The sequence below is a fragment of the Falsiroseomonas oryzae genome, from assembly GCF_027856955.1.
Lineage (GTDB): Bacteria > Pseudomonadota > Alphaproteobacteria > Acetobacterales > Acetobacteraceae > Falsiroseomonas > Falsiroseomonas oryzae.
In genome coordinates, this window is record NZ_JAPSMD010000012.1 from 1 (window position 1) to 20926 (window position 20926).

Annotated in this window: 25 protein-coding genes; 10 read left to right on the forward strand and 15 right to left on the reverse strand. The window is 72.0% G+C overall.

The window, feature by feature from the left end:
• The first annotated feature begins 289 nt into the window (after nucleotides 1-289).
• A complete protein-coding gene (locus OZN99_RS03145) occupies nucleotides 290-823 on the forward strand; it encodes a c-type cytochrome (protein WP_270933714.1) in 534 nt (177 codons plus the stop codon).
• Here the strand turns inward: OZN99_RS03145 and OZN99_RS03150 are convergent.
• Genes OZN99_RS03150 through OZN99_RS03170 form a run of 5 tightly spaced genes read right to left on the reverse strand, consistent with a single transcriptional unit; the run spans nucleotide 760 to nucleotide 5995 of the window.
• A complete protein-coding gene (locus OZN99_RS03150) occupies nucleotides 760-1140 on the reverse strand; it encodes a hypothetical protein (RefSeq protein ID WP_270933715.1) in 381 nt (126 codons plus the stop codon). The two genes, OZN99_RS03145 and OZN99_RS03150, sit on opposite strands and share 64 nt — an antisense overlap.
• The gene (locus OZN99_RS03155; RefSeq protein WP_270933716.1) at nucleotides 1137-3677 is read right to left on the reverse strand and encodes a cbb3-type cytochrome c oxidase subunit I; all 2541 of its coding nucleotides are present in this window, start codon (nucleotides 3675-3677) and stop codon (nucleotides 1137-1139) included. The genes OZN99_RS03150 and OZN99_RS03155 overlap by 4 nt, the downstream gene beginning before the upstream one ends.
• Nucleotides 3677-4651, reverse strand: a complete 975-nt coding sequence (locus OZN99_RS03160) for a cytochrome c oxidase subunit II (protein WP_270933717.1) — start codon at nucleotides 4649-4651, stop codon at nucleotides 3677-3679. The genes OZN99_RS03155 and OZN99_RS03160 overlap by 1 nt, the downstream gene beginning before the upstream one ends.
• The gene (locus OZN99_RS03165; RefSeq protein WP_270933718.1) at nucleotides 4648-5382 is read right to left on the reverse strand and encodes a cytochrome c oxidase assembly protein; all 735 of its coding nucleotides are present in this window, start codon (nucleotides 5380-5382) and stop codon (nucleotides 4648-4650) included. The genes OZN99_RS03160 and OZN99_RS03165 overlap by 4 nt, the downstream gene beginning before the upstream one ends.
• Nucleotides 5383-5428: 46 nt before the next feature.
• A complete protein-coding gene (locus OZN99_RS03170) occupies nucleotides 5429-5995 on the reverse strand; it encodes a cytochrome c3 family protein (protein ID WP_270933719.1) in 567 nt (188 codons plus the stop codon).
• Between the two features lie 188 nt (nucleotides 5996-6183).
• On the opposite strand from OZN99_RS03170, the gene OZN99_RS03175 reads away from it, so the two are divergent.
• The 3 genes from OZN99_RS03175 to OZN99_RS03185 all read left to right on the forward strand — a co-directional run bounded on the left by OZN99_RS03175 (nucleotide 6184) and on the right by OZN99_RS03185 (nucleotide 8696).
• Nucleotides 6184-7170: an isopenicillin N synthase family dioxygenase gene (locus tag OZN99_RS03175; protein ID WP_270933720.1), complete on the forward strand. Its 987-nt coding sequence runs from the start codon at nucleotides 6184-6186 to the stop codon at nucleotides 7168-7170.
• Nucleotides 7171-7257: 87 nt separating this feature from the next.
• The gene (cobB, locus tag OZN99_RS03180) at nucleotides 7258-7965 is read left to right on the forward strand and encodes a Sir2 family NAD+-dependent deacetylase (protein WP_270933721.1); all 708 of its coding nucleotides are present in this window, start codon (nucleotides 7258-7260) and stop codon (nucleotides 7963-7965) included.
• Nucleotides 7962-8696, forward strand: a complete 735-nt coding sequence (locus OZN99_RS03185) for a trypsin-like serine peptidase (RefSeq protein ID WP_270933722.1) — start codon at nucleotides 7962-7964, stop codon at nucleotides 8694-8696. The genes cobB and OZN99_RS03185 overlap by 4 nt, the downstream gene beginning before the upstream one ends.
• Before the next feature lies 1 nt (nucleotide 8697).
• Here OZN99_RS03185 and OZN99_RS03190 read toward each other — a convergent pair whose 3' ends face one another.
• Nucleotides 8698-9093 (reverse strand): metallopeptidase family protein, encoded by a 396-nt coding sequence (locus tag OZN99_RS03190; RefSeq protein ID WP_270933723.1) that lies wholly within the window; start codon nucleotides 9091-9093, stop codon nucleotides 8698-8700.
• Nucleotides 9094-9142: 49 nt separating this feature from the next.
• On the opposite strand from OZN99_RS03190, the gene OZN99_RS03195 reads away from it, so the two are divergent.
• Nucleotides 9143-9430, forward strand: coding sequence for a 4a-hydroxytetrahydrobiopterin dehydratase (locus tag OZN99_RS03195; RefSeq protein ID WP_270933724.1), 288 nt, complete (start codon nucleotides 9143-9145; stop codon nucleotides 9428-9430).
• Nucleotides 9431-9436: 6 nt separating this feature from the next.
• On the opposite strand, the gene OZN99_RS03200 is transcribed toward OZN99_RS03195, so the two are convergent.
• Nucleotides 9437-9877 (reverse strand): DUF421 domain-containing protein, encoded by a 441-nt coding sequence (locus OZN99_RS03200; protein WP_270933725.1) that lies wholly within the window; start codon nucleotides 9875-9877, stop codon nucleotides 9437-9439.
• A 10-nt stretch (nucleotides 9878-9887) separates the two neighbouring features.
• Entirely contained in the window at nucleotides 9888-10379 is a 492-nt protein-coding gene (locus tag OZN99_RS03205) for a hypothetical protein (RefSeq protein WP_270933726.1), read from the reverse strand.
• Nucleotides 10380-10533: 154 nt separating this feature from the next.
• Here OZN99_RS03205 and OZN99_RS03210 point away from each other — a divergent pair, with 154 nt between their 5' ends.
• Entirely contained in the window at nucleotides 10534-11655 is a 1122-nt protein-coding gene (locus OZN99_RS03210; protein ID WP_270933727.1) for a branched-chain amino acid ABC transporter substrate-binding protein, read from the forward strand.
• 75 nt (nucleotides 11656-11730) lie between these two features.
• On the opposite strand, the gene OZN99_RS03215 is transcribed toward OZN99_RS03210, so the two are convergent.
• The 4 genes from OZN99_RS03215 to OZN99_RS03230 all read right to left on the reverse strand — a co-directional run bounded on the left by OZN99_RS03215 (nucleotide 11731) and on the right by OZN99_RS03230 (nucleotide 14459).
• On the reverse strand, nucleotides 11731-12342 hold the full coding sequence (locus OZN99_RS03215) for a hypothetical protein (RefSeq protein WP_270933728.1): 612 nt from the start codon (nucleotides 12340-12342) through the stop codon (nucleotides 11731-11733).
• A 133-nt stretch (nucleotides 12343-12475) separates the two neighbouring features.
• Nucleotides 12476-12661, reverse strand: a complete 186-nt coding sequence (locus tag OZN99_RS03220) for a hypothetical protein (protein ID WP_270933729.1) — start codon at nucleotides 12659-12661, stop codon at nucleotides 12476-12478.
• Nucleotides 12658-13401 carry a hypothetical protein gene (locus OZN99_RS03225; protein WP_270933730.1) on the reverse strand — a complete coding sequence of 248 codons (744 nt, stop codon included), beginning with the start codon at nucleotides 13399-13401 and terminating at the stop codon, nucleotides 12658-12660. Before OZN99_RS03225 ends, OZN99_RS03220 begins: the two co-directional genes overlap by 4 nt.
• Nucleotides 13402-13505: 104 nt before the next feature.
• A complete protein-coding gene (locus OZN99_RS03230) occupies nucleotides 13506-14459 on the reverse strand; it encodes a Bug family tripartite tricarboxylate transporter substrate binding protein (RefSeq protein ID WP_270933731.1) in 954 nt (317 codons plus the stop codon).
• A gap of 45 nt (nucleotides 14460-14504) precedes the next feature.
• On the opposite strand from OZN99_RS03230, the gene OZN99_RS03235 reads away from it, so the two are divergent.
• Nucleotides 14505-16070, forward strand: coding sequence for a sulfatase-like hydrolase/transferase (locus OZN99_RS03235; protein WP_270933732.1), 1566 nt, complete (start codon nucleotides 14505-14507; stop codon nucleotides 16068-16070).
• 13 nt (nucleotides 16071-16083) lie between these two features.
• On the opposite strand, the gene OZN99_RS03240 is transcribed toward OZN99_RS03235, so the two are convergent.
• The 3 genes from OZN99_RS03240 to OZN99_RS03250 all read right to left on the reverse strand — a co-directional run bounded on the left by OZN99_RS03240 (nucleotide 16084) and on the right by OZN99_RS03250 (nucleotide 18009).
• On the reverse strand, nucleotides 16084-16581 hold the full coding sequence (locus OZN99_RS03240) for a flavin reductase (RefSeq protein ID WP_270933733.1): 498 nt from the start codon (nucleotides 16579-16581) through the stop codon (nucleotides 16084-16086).
• Between the two features lie 80 nt (nucleotides 16582-16661).
• A complete protein-coding gene (locus OZN99_RS03245) occupies nucleotides 16662-17372 on the reverse strand; it encodes a DUF3047 domain-containing protein (protein WP_270933734.1) in 711 nt (236 codons plus the stop codon).
• Between the two features lie 70 nt (nucleotides 17373-17442).
• Entirely contained in the window at nucleotides 17443-18009 is a 567-nt protein-coding gene (locus OZN99_RS03250) for a GNAT family N-acetyltransferase (protein ID WP_270933735.1), read from the reverse strand.
• 85 nt (nucleotides 18010-18094) lie between these two features.
• Here OZN99_RS03250 and OZN99_RS03255 point away from each other — a divergent pair, with 85 nt between their 5' ends.
• From OZN99_RS03255 to OZN99_RS03265, 3 genes are read left to right on the forward strand one after another with little or no spacing between them, the layout of a single operon-like run.
• Nucleotides 18095-18925, forward strand: coding sequence for a CoA transferase subunit A (locus OZN99_RS03255; RefSeq protein ID WP_270933736.1), 831 nt, complete (start codon nucleotides 18095-18097; stop codon nucleotides 18923-18925).
• Complete coding sequence (locus OZN99_RS03260; RefSeq protein ID WP_270933737.1) at nucleotides 18922-19671, forward strand: CoA-transferase; 750 nt, start codon at nucleotides 18922-18924, stop codon at nucleotides 19669-19671. Before OZN99_RS03255 ends, OZN99_RS03260 begins: the two co-directional genes overlap by 4 nt.
• Nucleotides 19668-20912 (forward strand): CaiB/BaiF CoA transferase family protein, encoded by a 1245-nt coding sequence (locus OZN99_RS03265; protein ID WP_270933738.1) that lies wholly within the window; start codon nucleotides 19668-19670, stop codon nucleotides 20910-20912. The genes OZN99_RS03260 and OZN99_RS03265 overlap by 4 nt, the downstream gene beginning before the upstream one ends.
• The last annotated feature ends 14 nt before the right edge of the window (nucleotides 20913-20926 follow it).

Below are 20926 nucleotides of genomic sequence, written 5' to 3' on the forward strand. Positions count from 1 at the left end.
GCACGGGCGTGCAGCGGGTGGCCCCATTCCTGCGGCGCGACATCGCAGGCCGCGGCCGCGGCCAGCGCCGCCGAGGCGCCGGCGGCGCGCAGCACCTCGCGGCGCGGCGGTTGCGCATCCAGGTCGGCGAAGCGGGGCAGGCGTTGATCCGGGGTCATGCTCCGGCGTCGATCACGGCTGGAAGGGTGGAGGCGGTCGCCCCTGCCCTGACGCCGCGCGGTGCGCGATGGTTCCGCAACCGCCACCGTGCCGGGCACGTTGCCGGGCCGGTCCCTGCGCGGAGCCTGCGTTGCGTCGTGCCCTTCCCCTGGCCCTGCTGGCGATGCTCGGCGCCTGCGATGAGCCGTCCACACCTGCGCATCTTCGGATCGGCGATGCGGACGCCCGGCGTGGCCAGGTGGTGCTGCGCGCCCATGGCTGCGGCGCCTGCCACAGCATTCCCGGCGTAGAAGGCGCGGTGGCCTGGGTAGGGCCGCCGCTGATGGAGTGGGCGCGACGCGGCTATGTGGCGGGACGCCTGCCCAACGTGCCGGAGAACCTGGTGGCGTGGCTGCGCGATCCGCAGGCGATTTCGCCCGGTTCCGCCATGCCGAATCTGGGCCTGACGGAGCGCGACGCGCGCGATGCGGCCGCGTACCTGTTCACCCTGGGCGCGACGCGGGTGGAGCCCGTCCCGGCCGGCATGGTGCTGGGCCCAGGCGAGGGCGGGCTGCGCGCGGCGCCGCGCATCCGGCCGCGGCAGGACCGCCTGTCCGGCCATCAGCCGCAGCCCGGCAGCATCAGCGCCGGCGCGGCCTGGAACAGCACGGCCACCGCGGAATAGGCCGCCGCGGCGGCGGCGAACCAGGCGGTGAAGCGGGGCTCCGCCTCGCCGCCTTCGTCCCAGGGGCCAATGCGGAGATGCGGGCACGCGGATGCGAAGACCAGCGCCAGCGCGCCGAGCGCGAGGACAGTCAGCGCCAGGACGGAGGCCGGTGCCCAGGGAAGCCCGAGCACGCGCCAGGAGGCCCATTCCCGCTCGCACGCCAGCGCGTGGACGGCGTAGATGCCACCGAAATGCGCTGCCCAGATAGCCAGGCCTGCGGTGATCGCCAGCACGCTCGCGATCGCGCGCGGCTGCCGGGTCGCCGTGCCGCTCATGCCAGGACCCTGTGGAAGCCGTGCAGCAGCGCGAGGCCGGCAGCACCCTGGCCCGCCGTGTAGAGCCAGAACAGCATCGTGTTGTCCATGGTGAGCCGCCGTCGGCCATCCAGCTTGCCGGCCAGGGCGCGGGCGAGCGTGTAGGCCGCCATCAGCAGCGCGATGGCGACATGCGTGCCCTGCCAGGCGAACATCGTGAAGGATGCCGCGCCATAGGCGTGGTCCGTGGGACGTATTCCGCCCGCCCACAGCGACCAGCCATCCGCTGCGGCGCCGGCCGAGAACATCGCCATGCCCAGCACCAGCATGGCGCAGACCCAGACCAGCGAGGCGCGGCCAAGCAGCCGGGCCGCGACGAGGATAGCGAGGGCTCCGCCACCATAGAGCGTGAGTGCGAACAGGCCGGGCCATGGCTTCGGCAAGCCCTGGCCGGGCGGCGGCCACATGGCGTCACCGTTCACCAGCCACAGATACATCCAGCTGCCGAGCAGGCAGGCGAAGGCAGTGCCCTGCACGAGCATCAGGGTGACCATCGCCCACCAGGAGGTGGTGATGGGCCCCGTTGCATGGGTGGGCAGCCGGATCGCGTCGCCGATGTCGATGCTGCCGGGCTGGCTCGGTACCGGATCGCTGCCATGCCAGAGCCACCAGAGCATCCCGCCGAGCGCCAGCAGGAAGGCGACCGCGGCCTCCACCAGCAGCGGCACGGTGAGACAGAAGAAGAAGGCGCAGGTGCCGAGCGCCGCGACCACGTGACCCCAGCCGGGAAACGGCAGCACCGCGACGTATTGCGGGATCGCCTCGGCCGGGCTGGTCACCAGCGCCTCGCGATGGCCGGTTGCGGTCATCGGCAGGTAGTGGCCGCCGGCTTCGACCTCCCGACGCAGTTCGGGCTCCGACCACAGCGGATAGCGGTCGCGCACCCGCGGGATGCTGCGCGGGCCGTGGTTGTCGTTGTCGATCCATTCCAGCGTGCCGGCCTTCCACCGATCCGCCTGGTGCCCGCCTGGGCGGAAGTTCCGCGCCACGTCCACCAGCACCACCAGGAAGCCCAGCGCCGTCACGGCGGCGCCGACGGTCGAGAGCATGTTCCAGATCTCGAGGCCGAGGCCCGACGGATAGGTGTAGATGCGGCGCGGCATGCCCATCAGCCCGCTGATATGCATCGGGAAGAAGGTGAGGTTCACACCGCCGAACAGCAGCCAGAAGCCCCATCGCCCGAGCCGGTCCGACAGTGGCGTGCCGACGGAAGGCGCCCAGTAGTAGAGTGCCGCGAGCAGCGGGAAGACCATGCCGCCGATCAGCACGTAGTGCAGGTGCGCGACGATGAAATAGGTGTCGTGCGCCTGCCAGTCGAAGGGCGTGACGGAGACCATCACGCCGGTCAGGCCGCCCAGGACGAAGATGAAGAGGAAGCCGAGCACGTAGAGGGTGGGCACCTCCCACTTCACGCGGCCGCTGGCGAAGGTTCCGATCCAGGCGAAGACCTGCACTCCGGACGGGATGGACACGGCGAAGCCCGCGGCGGCGAAGAAGGCGAGGCTGAGCGCCGGGATGCCCGTGGCGTACATGTGATGCACCCAGAGCCCGAAGCTGATGAAGCCGGTGCCGACCAGGGCGAGCACGACCAGCGAATGCGCCAGCAGGCGCGCGCCCGCCATCGCGGGCACGATCATCGAGACCATGGCCGCGGCGGGCAGGAAGATGACGTAGACCTCCGGGTGGCCGAAGAACCAGAACAGGTGCTGCCACAGCAGCGGATCGCCACCCTGCTCCGGCAGGAAGAACGGCCAGCCGAAAGCACGCTCCAGCTCCAGCAGGGTGGAGGCAACGATGACGGCCGGGAAGGCGAACACGACCATGCCCGCGAAGACCAGCATGCCCCAGGCGAAGACGGGCATGCGTCCCAGCGTCATGCCCGGCGCGCGGCAGCGCAGGATGCCGACGATCAGCTCGATGGCGCCGGCGATCGCCGAGATCTCGATGAAGCCGATGCCGAGCAGGTACATGTCGGTGTTGATGCCCGGCGAATTCTCCTTGCTGGTCAGCGGCGGATACATGAACCAGCCGCCGTCCGGCGCCGCGCCGAAGAACAGCGAGGCGAAGAAGCACAGCCCGCCGATCGCGTAGATCAGGAAGGCATAGGCCCCGAGCCGCGGAAAGGGCAGCTCCCGCGTACCGAGCATGGCGGGCAGCAGCGTGATCGCCACCGCCTCCACGGCCGGGACGGCGAAGAGGAACATCATCACCGTGCCGTGCATGGTGAAGAGCTGGTTGTAGGTGGCGGCATCCACGAGCGTCAGCCCCGGCAGGGCAAGCTGCGCTCGCATGATCAGGGCCAGCACGCCGGCCAGCATCAGGAACAGCAGGGCCGTGCCGACGAAAAGGGGACCGATCAGGTTGTTGTTGAATTCGGTGAGCAGCGCGATGCCGCGCGGCATCCGCCAGACCTCCTTGAGCCGCTCCAGTTCCTCCTCCGGCCGCGGCAGGCGGTTCGGCGTGCGTGACTGGTGCGGGCGCGGCGCGAGGTCGTCCATCAGCGCAGCGCCTCCAGCCAGGCCGCCAGGGCGAGCAGGTCGTCGCCGTCCAGCGCGCGCCCATAGGCGGGCATCGCATTGCCTGGCTTGATGTCCTGGGCGCCGGCGATCCAGCCGGCCAGCGTGCCGCGATGGTTCTCCAGCACGCCCGCTGCGAGGGACAGGCGGGAGCCGACGCGCGACAGGTCGGGACCCAGCCGGCCCTGCCAGGCCGTGCCGCGCACCGCGTGGCAGGCGCCGCAGCCGGCCTCGCCGAAGATGCGCTTGCCCTGCACGAGGCGTGGATCGGTGGGCTCGGGCACCGGCGCCTGCTGGCGCGCCAGCCAGGCCTCGAAGGCGGCAGGCTCCTCGACGACGGCCCAGAACGCCATGAGGCCATGCTGCAGGCCGCAGAATTCCGTGCATTGTCCGCGCAGCACGCCGGTGCGCTGCGCGGTGAAGCGCTGGCGGTTCACGCGGCCGGGAATCATGTCCATCTTGCCGTGCAGGTTGGGGATCCAGAGGCTGTGGATCACGTCGGCGGAAGAGAGCAGCAGCTCCACCTCGCGCCCGACCGGCAGACGGATCTCGTTCGCGGTGACCGCGTCGGCGCCCGCGTCGGGATAGCGCACCTCCCACCAGTATTGGCGGGCGATGACCTCGATGCGGAGCGGGCGTTCCTCGCGCGGCAGAACCAGTGCGCGCGACACGCCGAGGGAGTGCACCAGCAGCGCCGCCAGCGTGATGACGGGAAAGGCGACGCCGCCCGCGAGCACGAAGGAGCGCGACCGCATCGCACCGCGCAGCGTGGCCGGTGCCAGCAGCGCCCAGGCGAGCAGGGCCATCACAAGCACGAAGATCGCAGCGCCGCCGCCGAAGAGCAGCCACGACAGATGCGCGATCCGCTCGGCCGCATCGCCATGCGGATTAAGGGGCGTCTGCACGCCCGTGCAGGCGCCTAGCGCCAGCAGCGGCAGCAGGCGCAGCACGGTCATCGCGCGGCCGGTTCGGCGCGCAAGGCACGTGCCAGAGCGGACAGCGCGAGAAGGGCGAAGGCGAGCCCGCCCGGCACCCACATCAACAGCCCGCCGAGCTGCTGGTCTTCCAGCGGCGTCAGTCCCCAGGGCAACGTCGAGAGCGCATGCGGCACGAAAAGGGGGCGCGGTGTGAAGGTGAGGAGGGCACCCAGCGCCCCCATCTGCGCCGCCGTGGCAAGTCCGGCCAGGATCGCGACCTCCGGGCGACGCGCCGCGCCCAGCAGTAGCCCGTGCCAGAGCCAGGTGGCGGTCGCGACCAGGCTGCCCTGCATGGCCCAGTAGGCGATGTCGGACCGGAAGGTGAGGGCGTAGGGGCCGGGCAGGTGCCAGGCCCAGAGCGCCGCGGCGAAGGCGGCCGCCGCGGCAGCCATGCCCGCCGGTCCGTGACGGTATATCGGAAGCGCCAGCGCGAGCATCGGCGCCGCGACGGCAAGCAGCACCAGGTGCTGCGCGACGCGCGCCGAGAACAGCGCGACCGAGAGGTTGCACAAGGGCGAGATCAGGGTCGAGGCGAGCACGATCCAGCCGACGGCCAGCCATCGCCGGTCGCCGGACGCCCCGGCGAGGCGCCAGGCGAGCAGCAGCCCGGCCAGGAGCGCTGCGCCCAGCATCGGATCGAGGTTCCAGGCCACGCCGCCCGGCGCGGGCGCGGTGCCGCAATAGGGTGTGCTGGCGAGTCCCGGCTGCATCCGTTGCCCTCCCGACATCGTCGCCAACGCGCGGGATGCGGAAAGTTCACCGGTGGCAGGTGGAACACCGCGTCAGCGGCGAGACCTCGATCCCGGCATGGAGGAAGCTCTCATCCGGCCGACGCGCCGCAACCGGCGGCTGCCGATGGCAGTCCAGGCACCAGCCCATCGACAGCGTCTCGGCCTTGACGGTGCGGGGCATCGTCCGGACGTCGCCGTGGCAGGTCGTGCAGTCCAGGCCGGCCGCAACATGCGCCGCGTGGTGGAACCGCACATGGTCAGGCAGCCGATGGACCGATCGCCAGACCACCGCGCCATCCAGCGCCAGTGCCGTCTGCAGCGGCGCGAACTGCGCCGTGACGTTCCACACGCGGTTGTGGCAGCCGAGGCAGGTCTCCGCGGTCGGCATTCCGGCAGCGGCGGCATGCTCCACCTGCGCGTGGCAGAACCGGCAGTCGAGGCCGATCCCGCCGGCATGCACCGCGTGGCTGAAGGGAATGGGCTGCGGCGCCGCAATCCCCACGCCCCAGGCGCGATCGGAGCGCACGAAGGCGAACCCCGCCGCGCCGGCCACGCCGAGGCCGATCGCGGCAAGCCCGAGGGCGATCCTCAAGCGTCGGTCGGCGCGGGGAGAGAACAGTTGAGGCATGCGCGGCCGTTGCGGGGTCGCATGGCGCAACGCAGCGAACCGCCCGCGGTTGTAGGGCCGTGGCGGCGGCCCGCGTCGTTCGGAACCGCGGGTTGAGGCCGCGCGGCACAAGGGGCATGCTCCTGCGGCGCAGCAAGGCGGAGACATGCGGGATGGCGACCTCCGAAGCCGGCCTCCTTCCGGACAAGCTTCCGGTGGTGGACCTGAAGGGCCTGGGCACGCCCGAAGGCGACGCCGCCATCGCGCGTGAACTCGACGACGCCTTCGGCGGCATCGGCTTCGCCTACTTCGCCAACACGCCGATCAGCCAGGCGCAGCAGGACGCGATCTTCGCCGCGTCGCGCGCCTTCCATGCGCTGCCCGATGCCGACAAGCGCGCCATCGACATGAACAGCTTCCACCGTGGCTACATGGCGCCCAAGACGTCGCTGATCCAGACATCCTCGGTGGCGAAGGTCACCAAGCCCAACTACTCCGAATCCTTCATGTTCATGCACGAGGTCGCGCCCGACGACCCGCGCTTCGGCCTGCCGCTGCAAGGCCCGAACCAGTGGCCCGCTGCCCTGCCTTCCTTCCGCGAGGAGGTTCTGGCCTACCAGGCCGCGATGGAGCGGTTCTGCAAGCAGCTGCTGCGGCCGGTCGCGCTGGCACTGGGCCTGCCGGCCGATCACCTCGCCCCGTTCTTCGACAAGCCCACCACCTTCCTGCGCCTGCTGCATTACCCGCCGCAGGCGCCCGACTCTCCGGAAGACCAGTTCGGCTCGGCGCCGCACACCGACTACGGCTTCCTGACCATCCTGCTGCAGGACATGTCGGGCGGGCTAGAGGTACGGAGGAAGGACGGCGTCTGGCTGAAGGCCACACCGATCCGCGGCACCTATGTGGTGAACGTCGCCGACATGCTGTCGCGCTGGACCAACGGACGCTGGCAGTCCACGCCGCATCGCGTGAAGAACCTGTCGGGCGGCGACCGCTATTCCTGCCCCTATTTCTTCGACATGGACATGGACGCGACCGTCGAGGTGCTGCCCAGCTGCACCAGTGCCGAGAACCCGCCGCGCCACCCGCCCGTCCTCTACGGCGACTACCTGCTGGAGCGGCTGAACAAGAACTACGCCTATCGTCAGCCGGCGGCTTGAGCCGTCCGCATCGGGGGCAGCCCGCGCACCCCAGCTTCGGCGGTTGCGATCGTGACCGGGCGTGCCGCCGTGCCGTAGGATGCGCCGATGGCGCATCCTTCGCTCGTGATCCTGACCGGCGCCGGCATCAGCCGGGAATCGGGCCTTGCCACCTTCCGCGACGCGGACGGCATCTGGGCGAAGGTCCGCATCGAGGACGTGGCGACGCCGGAGGCCTTCGCGCGCGACCCGGCCCGCGTGCACGCCTTCTACAACGCGCGGCGCGCCCAGCTGCGCGACCCCGCCATCCGGCCCAATGCGGCGCACCGCGCGCTGGCCGAGCTGGATGCGGCCTGGCCGGGCGAGTTGCTGCTCGTCACGCAGAACGTGGACGACCTGCACGACAGGGCCGGCTCGCGTCGGCTGCTGCACATGCACGGCGAACTGATGAGGGCCCGCTGCATGACGTGCGAGGCGGTGCATCCCTGGCCCGACGACCTCTCCACCGCCACGACCTGCCCGGCCTGCGGCCAGGCGGGCGGCATGCGCCCGCATGTGGTGTGGTTCGGCGAGATGCCGCTGGACATGGCACGGATCGGCGCGGCGCTGGACCGCTGCGACCTGTTCGTCGCCATCGGCACCAGCGGGCAGGTGTATCCCGCCGCCGGCTTCGTGGCCGAGGTGGCGGGCCGCGCGCGCACGGTGGAGCTGAACCTCGAACCCTCCGCCGTGGCCTCGGATTTCGACGAGGCCCTGCACGGACCGGCGACCGAGACCGTGCCGAGCTTCGTCGCGCGGCTGCTGGCGGGCGCATGACGCGCTGGGCGACGGCGCTGCTGCTGGCTGCGTCCTGGTCCACCGCGACGGCGGCGGAGCCGCTGCGCCCGCCCGGCATCGGCACCGCCGATCCCCGGCAGGCCGTGGATGTGCGGGAGGCGCCGTGGCATGCGCTCGGTCGCGTTCAGCGCGGCGGCAGCCTCTGCACCGGCGCGCTGGTGGCGCCGCGCACCGTGCTGACGGCGGCGCATTGCCTGGTCGGGCGGAACACGCGTGGCCTGGTGGAGCCGGAGGCCGTTCACTTCCTGCTCGGCTACCACATGGGGCGCTGGCGCGCCGAGGCGCGCGTCATCCGCTTCGTCGTCGGGCCGGGCTTCGACCCTGCACGGCGCCGGCCCGGGCCGGAGTGGGCGGATTGGGCCCTGCTGACCCTGGACCGCCCCCTGGCCACGCCGGACCAGGTGCTGCCTCTGATGGCGAAGGCGCCCGCCCCGCGCAGCGCGCTGATGATCGCCGGGTATCAGCAGGACCGCCGGGAGGTCCTTCTCGCCGATACGGGCTGCCGGCTCGTCGGTGTCGCGGAGGTCGCGCCCGGCCGGCAGATGCTGGTGCATGACTGCGCCGCGACGCGCGGCGCCTCCGGCGCACCGGTGCTGGCGCGCGGGCCGGATGGCCAGGGCTGGGCCGTCGCCGGGCTGCTGGTCAGCGTCGCGCGCGACATGGCACTCGGCTTCGCGGTGCCGGCCGCCGCGCTGCCGGCGCCGGAGTAGCCTATCCCTGGCCTTCCAGCCGGTCGATGTCGTCGTCCGAGAAGCCGAAATGGTGGGCGATCTCGTGAATCAGCACATTGCGCACCAGGCGGAACAGGTCCTCCCCGGTCTCCACCCATTCCAGCAGGATCGGCTCGCGGTACAGCGTGATGGTGTCGGGCTCCATCGGCGCGTCGAAGACGCTCTTCTCGGTCATCGGCGTGCCGCGGTAGAGCCCGGTCAGCGCCCAGGGGCTCTCCATGCCGAGCTCGGCCGCCGTCTCCTCGTCGGCGACCTCCTCGACCACGATGGCCGCGCCGCGCACCAGGTCGCGAAGCTCCTTGGGGATGGCGGCGAAGGCCTGCTCGGCCATCTCCACGATGTCCTCGAGGGTGGGGGGGTGGTGGAAGCGCGACATGGCGCATCCACCTCAGCCTCATCCATCCCGTCAAGCCGGAGTCCCCGCCATGGTCGATAAACTCGATGCCGCAGCCCGCGCCGCCCTGCCATCCACCCTGCCGAGATGGGAGGTCATGGAGGGGCGCGACGCGATCCGGCGGCAATTCCGCTTCAAGGACTTCTCCGAAGCCTGGGCCTTCATGTCGCGTGTCGCGCTGCTGGCCGAGGCGCAGGACCACCACCCCGAATGGTCGAATGTCTGGAACCGGGTGGACATCGTGCTGAGCACGCATGACGCCGGCGGCCTGTCTGAGCGGGACGTGAAGCTGGCCCGGGCGATCGACGCGCTGCTCTGAGGTGGTTCAGGACCGGTCGGCCGGGATCACGCTGATCGTCCCGTCGGCCTCCAGGACCGCCCAGCGGATCTGCTCGAGCCTTGCAATGCCCTGGCGCTCCCGCGCGGCCTGCAGTACGTCCTCGATGTCGAGCCGGGCGCGCCGCAGCCGGTCCTCCAGGGGCCGGCCATCGGCCACGAGTATCGTCGGCACGCCGTCCAGCAGGCGTCCCGCGGTGGCCGAGCGCTGCTTGAGCAGCGACATCCCGACATCCATCAGCAGCAGCGTGACCACCACGACGACGGCGTTGACCATTGAGAAGTCGTTGCCGAGCAACGCCTGCTGCGTCGCCTCGCCGATCACCAGCAGCAGGACGAGGTCGAAGGGCGTCGTCTCGCGCAGGCTGCGACGGCCGGTCAGCCGGAACAGCGCCAGCAGGATGGCGTAGAGCGCGACGGCACGCAGCACGCTTTCCATGTCACGGCCAGACGAGGACGGGCAGGTCGAGCGACTGCCCGTCCGCGACGATCCGCAGGCGGCGCGGCCCTGGCGCACCGATCGGCTCGGCATGCAACGCGATGCGCGCGACGCCATCGGCATCGCGGCCGAAGCGCAGCACCAGGCCTGCCCCTGCCGTCCCCGTGGAGAGTGGCGGCGGCGTCGTGTCGTGCAGGCGCCAGAGGCGCGGGAAGTCCCCGGCCAGGCGCACATCAGCGTCCCCGCCGCGGGACGGGAGGTCCAGTCGGATCGGGTCGGTCCGACCCAGCCGCTGCATGCGCGCCCAGCTCGCCTGGACATCGCCGATTTGGCGATCCTGGTCGGCGAAGGGGCCGCCGCCGCCGAACAGGCCGAGGCAGGCGGCGACGACCAGCGCGGCCATCGCCAGCCAGGCGACGCGCTGCAGTCGCCAGACGTGTCTCTGGAAGGCGATGTCCCGGTCGATCCGCGCGATCTCCGCCGGCTCCGCCATGTCGAGCCCTGCTTCCGGTCCGGCACCGCAACGCGGCTGGGCGCGCACTGTTCCCGCCCGGCGCGAGGCCAGCGGGCTGTTCCCAGCCGGGGCGATCGCAGGCTAGCCTCCTGCCCAGCGGCGCCGGAGGCGCCGGCAGCAAGGGAGATGAGGCATGCTGAAGCGCAGGACAGTGATGCTGGGGACGCTGGGCGCACCGGCCGTCCTGGCGGGCGGCCGCGGGGCCCTCGCCCAGGCCGGCGGGCCGATCCGTATCGCCACGGCGGGCCCGATGACCGGTCAGTACGCGGTGTTCGGCTCCCAGATGCGCGCCGGGGCGGAGATGGCGGTGGCGGACCTGAACGGCGCTGGCGGCGTGCTGGGCCGGCAACTCGCACTCGAGATCGGCGACGATGCCTGCGACCCGCGTCAGGCCGTCAGCGTGGCGAACCAGCTGTCCGGACGGCGTGTGGCGCTGGTGGCCGGGCATTTCTGCTCCTCCTCCTCCATCCCGGCGCGCGACGTCTACGCCGAGGAGGGCGTGCTGCAGATCAGCCCAGCTTCCACCAACCCCCGCTTCACCGACGAGGGCAAGTGGAACACCTTCCGCGTCTGCGGCCGTGACGACCAGCAGGGCCAGGTGGCGGGCCGCTACATCGCGCAGAACATGCGCGACCGGCGCATCGCCATCCTGCACGACAACACCGCTTATGGCCGCGGCCTGGCGGAAGAGACGAAGAAGGCGCTGAACGGCGCCGGCGTGCAGGAGACGCTGTTCAGCGCTTATACGCCCGGCGAGCGCGACTATTCCGCCGTGGTCTCCCGCCTGCAGCAGGCGAACATCCAGGTCATCTATCTCGGCGGCTACCACACCGAGGGTGCCTTGATCCTGCGCCAGGCGAAGGAGCGCGGGATGAACGTGACGCTGATCGGCGGCGACGCGCTGGTGACCAACGAGTTCTGGCAGATCAGCGGCCCGGCGGGCGAAGGCACGCTGATGACCTTCAGCTCCGACCCGCGCAAGCGCCCGACCGCGGCGCAGGTGGTGCAGCGCTTCCGCGCCCGCAACATCGATCCCGAGGGGTATGTCCTCTACACCTACGCCGCGATCCAGATCTGGGCGACCGCGGCGGCGCGCAGCAACGGCGTGGACCCGCGGCGCATCGCGGCGCTGCTGAAGTCCGGCGGGCCGTGGCAGACCGTGCTCGGCGACATCTCCTTCACGGACAAGGGCGACGTGACGGTGCCGGACTACGTCTTCTACGTCTGGCGGAACGGCAGCTACGCCGAGATGTGACGGGTCGCGCCGCCGCCCGGTTCCTTGGCAGGGCGGCGGCGCGGCATCCCCGGGTTGGCCGAGGGCCGCGCCGGTTCAGGCGCCGGCCCTCGCCAGCATCAGGCCGGCCTGGCCAGCCAAAGGCCAGAGCATGCCGAGCGCGAGCGCCGCGAGCGCCGCGCCGGCCGCCATGCAACTGGCGCGGTGATTCGCCAGCAGCAGGCGGCGTGCCGGCGGGCGGCTGAACACGCAAGCGACCAGGGTGCACCAGGCCAGCGCCTGGGCGGGAACCACCAGCACCGCCACCGCGGCCGCGGGGCTCCGACCGAACGGACCGACGAACTGCGCCAGCAGATAGGCAGCCGTGATCGGATTCGTCGCTGCCGTCGCGCAGCCCGCGACCATGGCCAGGATCGCGATGCGGCGCGAGGCCCTGTCCTGCTGCCGGTCGGGTTCGCCCGGGCGAGGCCGTGGCACGACTGCGATGCGCAGCGCGATCAGCAGCAGCATCCCGCCACCCACGGCGCGGCCGGCCTGCGCCAGGGCGGTGTCGCCCGGCAGGCCGGCGAGCAGGCCGCCCATGACCGTCAGCGTGCCGATCGCCAGCATGTTCGGTCCCGGCACCGCATTCACGGCGAGGTAGCCGAGCGAGAACTTGCCCAGCGGCAGCGCCCATGCGGCGACGCTCAGCGCGACCTCGCCCTTCATCGCACGGTTTCCTGACGCAGCGTACCGGCGAGCGGCGCGGCAGCCGGCATGTCGGCGCGCCCGCCCTCAGGCGCGACTCCGCGGCACGCCCTGAGGTCCGCGGTCCGCATCCGGCCGCAACCCAGGGGCCGGCTCATCGGCGCAGCGGATGATGCCCGGCGGCGCCACCGAAGACGCGCCCGACCAGCCAGGCAGCCGCCCGCCGGAGCGATAGGCCGAGCAGCCTCCAGCCATAGGCACGGCTCAGGCGCTCGACTTCCTGCCAATCGCCGGCGGAGGCGGCGCGATGCATGCTGCGGGCATAGGATTCCGGCGTCATCGTGCGGCACTCCGTTGGCCGGCGAGAAGCCGGGCTTCGAACCAGTCCGCGACCGCCTCGGCAGCGGCGAGGGTTGCGTCCAGATCGGCACGTGCGCGCAGGCGTCCCGGACCAGCCGGGTCCGGAAGTACCGGTCCGGGAGAGGGCCAGATTGCGCCGGGCGCGTCCCAGCCATGCCCGGCGCCCTGCAGCATCCGGATCTCGATCGCGGCGGGGGCGAGGTGTTCGTCGCAGCCCTGCGCCGAGTCGCTGCCCTGGACCACCAGCACGGCCGGTGCGGCTGTCGCGGGCAGTCCATGGCAGCCGGGATAGAGCGCGACCGTCGGCTGCGCGTCCGCGCCTGCGAGCGCCGCCCGGCCGCCGAGGCCGAAGCCGAGCAGGCCGATGCGCGCCGGATCGAAGCCGTTGGCGCGCGCCCAAGCGAGTGCGGGGCCGATCGCGTCGGGCGAGGCAGCCGGCTCGATGGCGGAGGCCGGGGTGTCGAGGTCCTCGCCGAGTCCGAGCACCAGGCTCGCGATGCCGCGCGCCAGCAGCGAGCCGACATAGGGCTCCGACCGTCCATCCTCCCCGAGCGCGTCGGGCAGCATGATCACGAGCGGTGCCGCGACGGTGTCCGGCGGCTGGATGAAGCGGGCGAGCCCGGCCGGCTCCGGCAGCCGGGGCAGTTCGGCCGCCGTCTCGGCCGCGGCTGGCGCGCCGCAGAGCAGCAGCAGCAGCGGAAGGACCCTGGACTGTGGCACCGTCGTGGCCTCCTGCACCGGACGGGTGCAGGAGAGCAGCGGGGCGGGATTCAGGTCCCGAAGCGCGCCCGAAACTTCTCCGAAAGCGCGCCGCGCGGGGCGTGCTAGTCGAGCCGCATCCCGGCTTCGCGGACCACGCGGCTCCATCGCGCGTCGTTCGCGGCGATGAAGGCAGCGGCCTCGCCCTCCGGCGGATCGATGCCCCAGCCGGCCAGGCGCTGGCGCGCCGCATCCGCGGCCACCGCTCCGCGCGCCAGCGCCGCCCAGTCGGCCATCGCCGCCTCCGGCGTGCCGCGCGGGGCAAACAGGATGTTGGCGATGCGCACCTCGAAGCCGGGAACGCCGGCCTCGATGACGGTCGGCACCTCCGGCAGCAGCGCGTGCCGGGCCGCCCCGGACACCGCGATCGCCCGCAGCCGGCCCGACCGCACGAGGTCCGGACCGCCGCCGATCGCCAGGAAGCCGGCGGCGACCTGGCCCGAGACGAGCGCCGTCAGCGCCTCCGCGTTGCCGCGCTGCGGAACGTGTTCCAAGGCCCCCGGCGGCAGGCCGGCGAGTTGCCGCAGGTGCTCCATCGCCAGGTGACCGGGCGAGCCGATGCCGCCGGAGGCATAGAAGGCAGGGTTGCGCCGCGCGCCGTCGAGGAAGGCCTGCAGCGTCGTCGCCGGCTGCGACGGATGCACCAGCAGCACCAGGGCGAAGCTGCCGAGATTGGCCACGGGCACGAGATCGCGCCGTGGGTCGAAGCCGACGTCGCGATACAGATGCGGGTTCACGGTCAGCGCGGTGTCGAGCGCGGCGAGCACCGTCCGGCCATCCGGCCGGGCGCGCGCGACGGCGGCGGAACCGATATTGCCGCCCGCGCCCGGGCGGTTCTCGACCACCACGGTGCCGCGCCCTTCGCGCATGGCGTGCTCCGCGAGCAGCCGGGCCGTTCCGTCGAGCGCGCCGCCGGGCGGGAAGTTCACGACGATGCGCAGCGCGTCGGACTGCGCCCGCACCGGGGCGGACGCGACCAGGCCGGCCGCGGCGAGGCCAAATCGGCGGCGAGTGGTCATCCGGCGCATCCCCTGGCAGTTTCCTGCGCGGGAGGATGCCGGGACATGTCCACGATCCGCAACGTGCTCTTCATCATGTGCGACCAGCTGCGCTGGGACCACATGGGCTGCGCCGGGCATCCCTATCTCCGCACGCCGAACCTGGACGCGCTGGCCGCGCGTGGCGTGCGCTTCACCCAGGCTTATGTCCAGTCCGGCATCTGCGGCCCGTCGCGCATGAGCTACTACACCGGCCGCTACGTCGCCTCGCACGGCGCCACGCACAACCGCGTGCCGCTCTCAATCGGCGAGGTGACGCTCGGCTGGCACCTGCGCGAGGCCGGCCGCACCCTGGCGCTGGCCGGGAAGACGCATGTGCTGCCCGATGCGCGCGGCATGAAGCGGCTGCAGATCGACGGGCAGCACGACCTGAAGGCGCTGCTGGACGAGGGCTGGTTCACCCTGGTGGACCGCCATGACGGCCACCACGCCGAGCCGGACAGCGCCTACGCGCATTGGCTGCGCGCCCAGGGCTACGACAGCAAGGACCCCTGGACCGACTACGTGATCGCGGTGGAGGACGAGCAGGGCCGCGTGCTGAACGGCTGGAAGATGCGCAACGCGCGCCTGCCGGCGCGGGTGCAGGAACGGCACAGCGAGACCGCCTACACCACCGATGTCGCGCTGGACTTCATGCGCCGCCAGGGCGGCGCGCCCTGGGTGCTGCACCTGTCCTACGTGAAGCCGCACTGGCCCTACATCGCGCCTGCCCCCTGGCACGCGATGTATTCCGAGAACGAGTGCCTGCCCGTCTCGCGCCACCCGGATGAGCGCGGCGACGCGGCGCATCCCGTGCTGCGCGCCTGGCAGGACGAGGAAGTGTCGCGCAGCTTCCAGGACGATGCCTGCATCCGCACCGTGCGCCCGGCCTATCAGGGGCTGATCTCGCAGCTGGACCACCATCTCGGCCGCGTGTGGGAGGAGATGGAGCGGCTCGGCCGCTGGAAGGACACGCTGGTGGTCTTCTGCTCCGACCACGGCGACTATCTCGGCGACCATTGGCTCGGCGAGAAGGAGTTGTTCCACGACTGCGTCCAGCGCATCCCCTTCCTGCTCTACGATCCCGCGCCCGAGGCCGACGCCACGCGCGGCACGGCGGATGACCGCTTCGTCGAGGCGATCGACGTGGTGCCGACCATCCTGGACGCGCTGGCGCTCGATCCCGCGTTGCACGTCGTGGAAGGTCGGTCGCTGCTCGGGCTGACGCGGGGCGGTGCCGCGTCCTGGCGCGACGCGGTGTTCAGCGAGCTGGACTGGACCTTCCGCGGAGCGCGGCGGCGGCTCGGTCACCCGGCCGGGCAGCACCACGCCTGGATGGTGCGCGATGCACGCTGGAAATACGTCCACTGGAGCAGCGGCTACCGCCCGCAGCTGTTCGACCTCGCGGCCGATCCGCGCGAGTTCCACGACCTCGGTGCCGACGCCGCGCTGGACGGCGTGCGGGAGGCGATGCGGGAAAGACTGCTCGCCTGGTTCTGCGGCCTGAAGCGCCGCACGACGCTCACCTGGGCCGAAGCCGAGTTCCGCACCGACCGCCACAAGGCCGCCGGCGTGTTCTACGGCGAGTGGTAGCGCCGGGGCGGGATCAGGCCAGCACGCCGACCGGGTGGTAGTCCCGCCCGTACCAGATCAGCGCGCTGGCGGCCGTGCCCTGGCGGATCGCCTCGATTTCGGCGAACAGCACGCTGTGGGTGCCCTTCTCCAGCACCTCGGTGATGCGGCAGTCGAAGGCGACCACCGCCGCGTCGTCCAGGACCGGCGCGCCGGTGACCAGCCGGCTCCAGCGCGCCAGGGCGAAGCGGTTGTCGGTGTCCAGCCCGCCGCGGCCGGCGAAGGCGTCCGACAGCGCGTGCTGGCCGGCGGCCAGCGTGTTCACGCACAGCACGCCATTCGCCTTCACCAGAGCATTCACCCGGCTCTTGCGGTTCAGGCAGACGAGCAGCGTTGGCGGATCGTCGGTCACAGAGCAGACGGCGCTGGCGGTGAAGCCGGCACGACCGGCAACGCCGTCGGTGGTGACCACGCTCACAGCCGCGCCCAGCCGGGCCATGGCGTCGCGGAAGTCGTGGCTGTTCACGGTCATGCAGGGAGAAGGCTCATGTCTTGCCCGCCGGAGATGGGGGCTGCTGTGCCCGTTGCAAAGCCGGGACGGGACGGCGGTCCTCAGCGGCAGGGCACCAGCCGGATGTTCTCCACCTGGGCATCCACCCGCGCGCCGGTGTCCTCGACATCGGTGGACACGACGATCTCCAGCATGGGCGGCACCTCGTGTGCGCCGAAGGCGGCGCGCCAGTCCGCGCCGAGGTCCACGCGCTCCTCCACCCATTGGCCGCGCTGCGACTCGGCCGGGCGCAGGACGCGGACCTTGGTGATGCCCGGAGTCCAGGGGCTGGAGAAGAAGCTGCCGGGCTGGCCGTGGCCCTCCCGCCCGGTGCCGCCCCAGACATAGGTCAACGCACTGCGCGGCAGCGTCACCTGGCCGGCCGAGGCCTGCGCCACGGCATGTTGCGCCCGCAAGGCGAAGCCGGCGGATGGCGCGAAATTCGCGAAGCCGATGGAGATCGCGACCGCCCGGTCGTCGCCGCCGCGCCGTGTCAGGTCGGTGGCGGGCGGACCGGCATCGACGCGCCAGCGCCAGGCGAGGCAGCCAGGGGGACCCTGGAGTGGGCGGGCAATGAAGCTGCCCTCGCCCTGCGCGCGCACCCGGACCCCGCCGGAGGGCGTCGCGCTGAACTCCGCCGGGCGGATGCCGTGCCACTCGACCTTCCGCCAGCCGATGGCCTGAAGCTCCGGCGGCGTATGCCCCGGTGCGGCAGCACCGCCGACCAGCGGAGCGAGGGTGGCGGCAGCGAGTGCCGGGCGCAGGCGTCGCATGAGGCTCCACTTGGGCGATTCAGACCTGCGTTGCAAGCATGACGTCGTTATCGAAGCGTTCATGCCGCGATCAGGCGCCAAGTCGGCTGGCGATCCAGCCGGCACGGTCGATCCCGTAGAGCAGGTGGGGCCGCAGCGGATGGCCCTCCGGCACGCGGGGATGGTCGAAGAGCCGGTCGCGCCGCATGCCCAGCTTCTCCATCAGCCGCCAGCTCGGTTCATTGGCGGGCGGCGTCCAGGCGACGATCCGGTCGAGCCGTGCCGGACCGAAGCCGTAGGCCAGGGCAAGGCGCGCCGCCTCCTCGGCCAGGCCGCGGCGCTGGAAGGCGGTCGCGATCCGCCAGCCGATCTCGACCGCGGGGGTGAACTCGGCCTCGAAGGGGGCCGGCTTGATGCCGACGGCGCCGACCATCCCGGCCCCGGGCAGATCCACCGCCCAGAACCCCCAGCCACGGCTGTCCAGGTCGGCAGCGATCCGGCGGCCCCAGTCGTCGCTTTCGGCACGGTCCATGGTGTTCAGGAAATGCCGCATCGCCTCCGGGTCGCCGTTGATGGCGGAGAGCGGCCCCAGGTCGTCGGGCAGCCGCCAGGGTCGCAGGGTGACGCGGGGTCCGGTCAGGACGACGGGCTCGGGCATGACGGATCCTCTAGCATGACCGGGCGGCGCTGCCTTGGCCTCGGCCGCCCTGGCCATTAGGGTCCGCCCCGGCAAGGAGCCCCGCATGACGCCGATCCCCCTGGAGGCCATGGCCGCAAGCGTGCCGGACGGCGCGATGCTGGCCCTGCCGCCGGACTACTCGCTGCCGCCCTGCGCGCTGGCCCGCGCGCTGGTCCGCCGGGGTGCCAGGAACCTCCGGGTGCTGGGCGTCCCGATCACCGGCTACGTCACGGACCTGCTGGTCGGGGCCGGCTGCGTGGCCGAGGTGGAGTCGAGCGCCGTGACGCTCGGGGAGGCCGGCTTCGCCCCGCGCTTCACCGCGGCCGTCCGGGCCGGGCAAATCCGCATGCGGGACGCCACCTGCCCCGCGATCCACACGGCGCTGCAGGCGGCCGAGAAGGGCGTGCCCTTCATGCCGCTGCGCGGCGTGATCGGCAGCGACATCCTGGCGCACCGCCCCGACTGGAAGGTGGCCCCCAACCCCTTCGCCGCAGCTGGCGAGGAGGATCCGATCCTGCTGGTGCCCGCAATCCGGCCCGACATCGCCGCGTTCCACGCCGTGATGGCCGATGCCCATGGCAATGTCTGGGTGGGGCGCCGCCGGGAAGTGGCGACCATCGCGCATGCCGCGCACCGCACCCTGGTCACCGTTGAGCACGTCGTGCCCGGCAACATGCTGGAGGATGAGCGGCTGGCGCCCGGCTGCATCTCCGCCACCTATGTCGAGGCGGTCGCCGTGGCGGCGCGCGGCACCTGGCCGAGCGGCCTGCTCGACGAACACGCCGCCGACGCGGCGCATCTGGCGGAATACGCCCGCCTGGCGAAGACCGAGGAGGGGTTCCGCCAGTACCTCGACCGCCATGTCCTGACCGCACCCGCGCAGGCCGCCGAATGACCATCAGGCCGGAAGAGCGCCTGGCGGCCGCGGTGGCGCGGCTGATCCTGGATCCCGCAGCGCCCGCGGCGCGTCACGCCGCCGTGGGCAACGCCTCCGCCATCCCGGCCGCCGCCTGCCTGCTGGTGCGCGCCCTCGGCCATCCCCTGCGGGTCTCCCTGCTGACCCGGCCACGCGGCAATGCCTTCACGGAAGGCTCGCGCGAGCTCTTCGACCTGGCGGGGCAGGGCCGCGTGGACCTGTTCTTCCTCGGCGGTGGGCAGATCGACGGGCAGGCCAACCTCAACCTTCTGGGCACCGGCGCCTGGCCGGGTGTCGAGACGCGCTTCCCCGGCAGCTTCGGCAGCGCCTTCATGTATTTCATGACGCCGCGCACCATTCTGTTCCGGGAAGAGCATTCGCCGCGTGTGCTGGTGCAGCGGGTGGACATGGTCTCCGCCCCCGGCGTCTCGCCGCCCGGCGTGTTCCGCCGCGGCACGGCGCAGGCGCTGGTGACGGGCCGCTGCGTCTTCCGCTTCCATCCCGACCGTGCGCGCTTCGCGCTGGAGAGCGTGCATCCCGGGGAGAGCGTGGCCACCATCCGCGCCGCGACCGGCTTCGACTTCGATGCCGCAGAGGCCGTCCCCGAGACGCCCGACCCGACGGAGGCCGAGCTGGCGCTGCTGCGCGGCCCGGTCTGCGACGAGATGCTGGAAACCTACCCGGAGTTCTGCGCCCGGGTCTTCGGAAGGAAGCATGCGGCATGACCGACGCCGTCCCCACCACCGAAGGCAAGGGCCTCGCGCTCTCGCCCGGCGCGCTGGCCGGGCTGAAGGTCATCGACCTGACGCGCGTGCTCGGCGGCCCGTACTGCACGATGATCCTCTCGGACCACGGCGCCGAGGTGATCAAGATCGAGCCGCCGCAGGGCGACGAGGTGCGGGACTGGGGCCCGCCCTTCCACGCCTATGGCGATGAGGGCGCAGACGCCAGCTACTTCATCGGCGTGAACCGCAACAAGCGGTCCCTGGCGCTGGACCTTTCGAAGCCTGAGGGGCGCGCGGTGCTGCTGCGCCTGCTCGACGGCGCGGATGTGCTGGTGGAGAACTACAAGCCCGGCAGCATGGAGAAGTGGGGCATCGGCTACGACACGCTGGCCCAACGCTTCCCGCGCCTGGTTCATTGCCGCGTCTCGGGCTTCGGCGGCGACGGGCCGCTCGGTGCGCTGCCCGGCTACGACGCGGTGATCCAGGCCATGGTCGGGCTGATGTCCATCAACGGCAACGACGAGACCGGCCCGCTGCGCATGGGCACGCCCATCGTCGATCTCGCCACCGGTCTCTATTCCTGCATCGGCATCCTGATGGCGCTGCAGGAGCGCGAGCGCAGCGGCCGCGGGCAGTTCCTCGACATGACGCTGCACGACTGCGGGATGGCCCTGCTGCATCCGCAGGCGGCCAACCACTTCCTGAACGGCAGGCGGCCGAAGGCGACGGGCAACCCGCATCCCAACATCAGCCCGTATTCGAAGTACCGCACCAGGACCTGCGAGATCTTCGTCGCCGTCGGCAACGAGCCGACCTTCCGGCGCTTCTGCGATTTCCTGGGGTTGCCGGACCTGCCGAAGGATCCGCGCTTCACGACCAACGCGCTGCGGGTGACGAACCGGCCGGAGCTGGATGCGATCCTGGATGCGCGGCTGGCGGAGGAGGACGGGCACGAGCTGACGGACCGCCTGCTGCGCAGCGGCGTCCCGGCCGGCCCCGTGCTGCATGTGGACGAGACGATGGCGGCCGCGCACACGGCGCATCGCCAGATGGTCACGGAGCTCGGCTGGTACCGCGGCCTCGGCACCCCCATCAAGATGAGCCGCACCCCCGGCGGCACCCGCGCCGCCCCGCCGCGCTTCAACGAGCATGGCGCCGCGATCCTGGCCGCGCATGGCTTCACGCCCGAGCAGATCGCGGAACTCGCCGCGAGCGGGATCGTGGTGGAGAAGCGGCGCTGAGCTTGATCCACGTC

What these genes read in the sequence shown, in the direction of transcription:
- OZN99_RS03150 (WP_270933715.1), bottom strand. Translation starts at nt 1,140, where the DNA reads ATGAGCGGCACGGCGACCCGGCAGCCGCGCGCGATCGCGAGCGTGCTG.
- OZN99_RS03155 (WP_270933716.1), bottom strand. Translation starts at nt 3,677, where the DNA reads ATGGACGACCTCGCGCCGCGCCCGCACCAGTCACGCACGCCGAACCGC.
- OZN99_RS03160 (WP_270933717.1), bottom strand. Translation starts at nt 4,651, where the DNA reads ATGACCGTGCTGCGCCTGCTGCCGCTGCTGGCGCTAGGCGCCTGCACG.
- OZN99_RS03165 (WP_270933718.1), bottom strand. Translation starts at nt 5,382, where the DNA reads ATGCAGCCGGGACTCGCCAGCACACCCTATTGCGGCACCGCGCCCGCG.
- OZN99_RS03175 (WP_270933720.1), top strand. Translation starts at nt 6,184, where the DNA reads ATGGCGACCTCCGAAGCCGGCCTCCTTCCGGACAAGCTTCCGGTGGTG.
- cobB (WP_270933721.1), top strand. Translation starts at nt 7,258, where the DNA reads ATGGCGCATCCTTCGCTCGTGATCCTGACCGGCGCCGGCATCAGCCGG.
- OZN99_RS03185 (WP_270933722.1), top strand. Translation starts at nt 7,962, where the DNA reads ATGACGCGCTGGGCGACGGCGCTGCTGCTGGCTGCGTCCTGGTCCACC.
- OZN99_RS03190 (WP_270933723.1), bottom strand. Translation starts at nt 9,093, where the DNA reads ATGTCGCGCTTCCACCACCCCCCCACCCTCGAGGACATCGTGGAGATG.
- OZN99_RS03195 (WP_270933724.1), top strand. Translation starts at nt 9,143, where the DNA reads ATGGTCGATAAACTCGATGCCGCAGCCCGCGCCGCCCTGCCATCCACC.
- OZN99_RS03205 (WP_270933726.1), bottom strand. Translation starts at nt 10,379, where the DNA reads ATGGCGGAGCCGGCGGAGATCGCGCGGATCGACCGGGACATCGCCTTC.
- OZN99_RS03210 (WP_270933727.1), top strand. Translation starts at nt 10,534, where the DNA reads ATGCTGAAGCGCAGGACAGTGATGCTGGGGACGCTGGGCGCACCGGCC.
- OZN99_RS03215 (WP_270933728.1), bottom strand. Translation starts at nt 12,342, where the DNA reads ATGAAGGGCGAGGTCGCGCTGAGCGTCGCCGCATGGGCGCTGCCGCTG.
- OZN99_RS03220 (WP_270933729.1), bottom strand. Translation starts at nt 12,661, where the DNA reads ATGACGCCGGAATCCTATGCCCGCAGCATGCATCGCGCCGCCTCCGCC.
- OZN99_RS03230 (WP_270933731.1), bottom strand. Translation starts at nt 14,459, where the DNA reads ATGACCACTCGCCGCCGATTTGGCCTCGCCGCGGCCGGCCTGGTCGCG.
- OZN99_RS03235 (WP_270933732.1), top strand. Translation starts at nt 14,505, where the DNA reads ATGTCCACGATCCGCAACGTGCTCTTCATCATGTGCGACCAGCTGCGC.
- OZN99_RS03240 (WP_270933733.1), bottom strand. Translation starts at nt 16,581, where the DNA reads ATGACCGTGAACAGCCACGACTTCCGCGACGCCATGGCCCGGCTGGGC.
- OZN99_RS03245 (WP_270933734.1), bottom strand. Translation starts at nt 17,372, where the DNA reads ATGCGACGCCTGCGCCCGGCACTCGCTGCCGCCACCCTCGCTCCGCTG.
- OZN99_RS03250 (WP_270933735.1), bottom strand. Translation starts at nt 18,009, where the DNA reads ATGCCCGAGCCCGTCGTCCTGACCGGACCCCGCGTCACCCTGCGACCC.
- OZN99_RS03255 (WP_270933736.1), top strand. Translation starts at nt 18,095, where the DNA reads ATGACGCCGATCCCCCTGGAGGCCATGGCCGCAAGCGTGCCGGACGGC.
- OZN99_RS03260 (WP_270933737.1), top strand. Translation starts at nt 18,922, where the DNA reads ATGACCATCAGGCCGGAAGAGCGCCTGGCGGCCGCGGTGGCGCGGCTG.
- OZN99_RS03265 (WP_270933738.1), top strand. Translation starts at nt 19,668, where the DNA reads ATGACCGACGCCGTCCCCACCACCGAAGGCAAGGGCCTCGCGCTCTCG.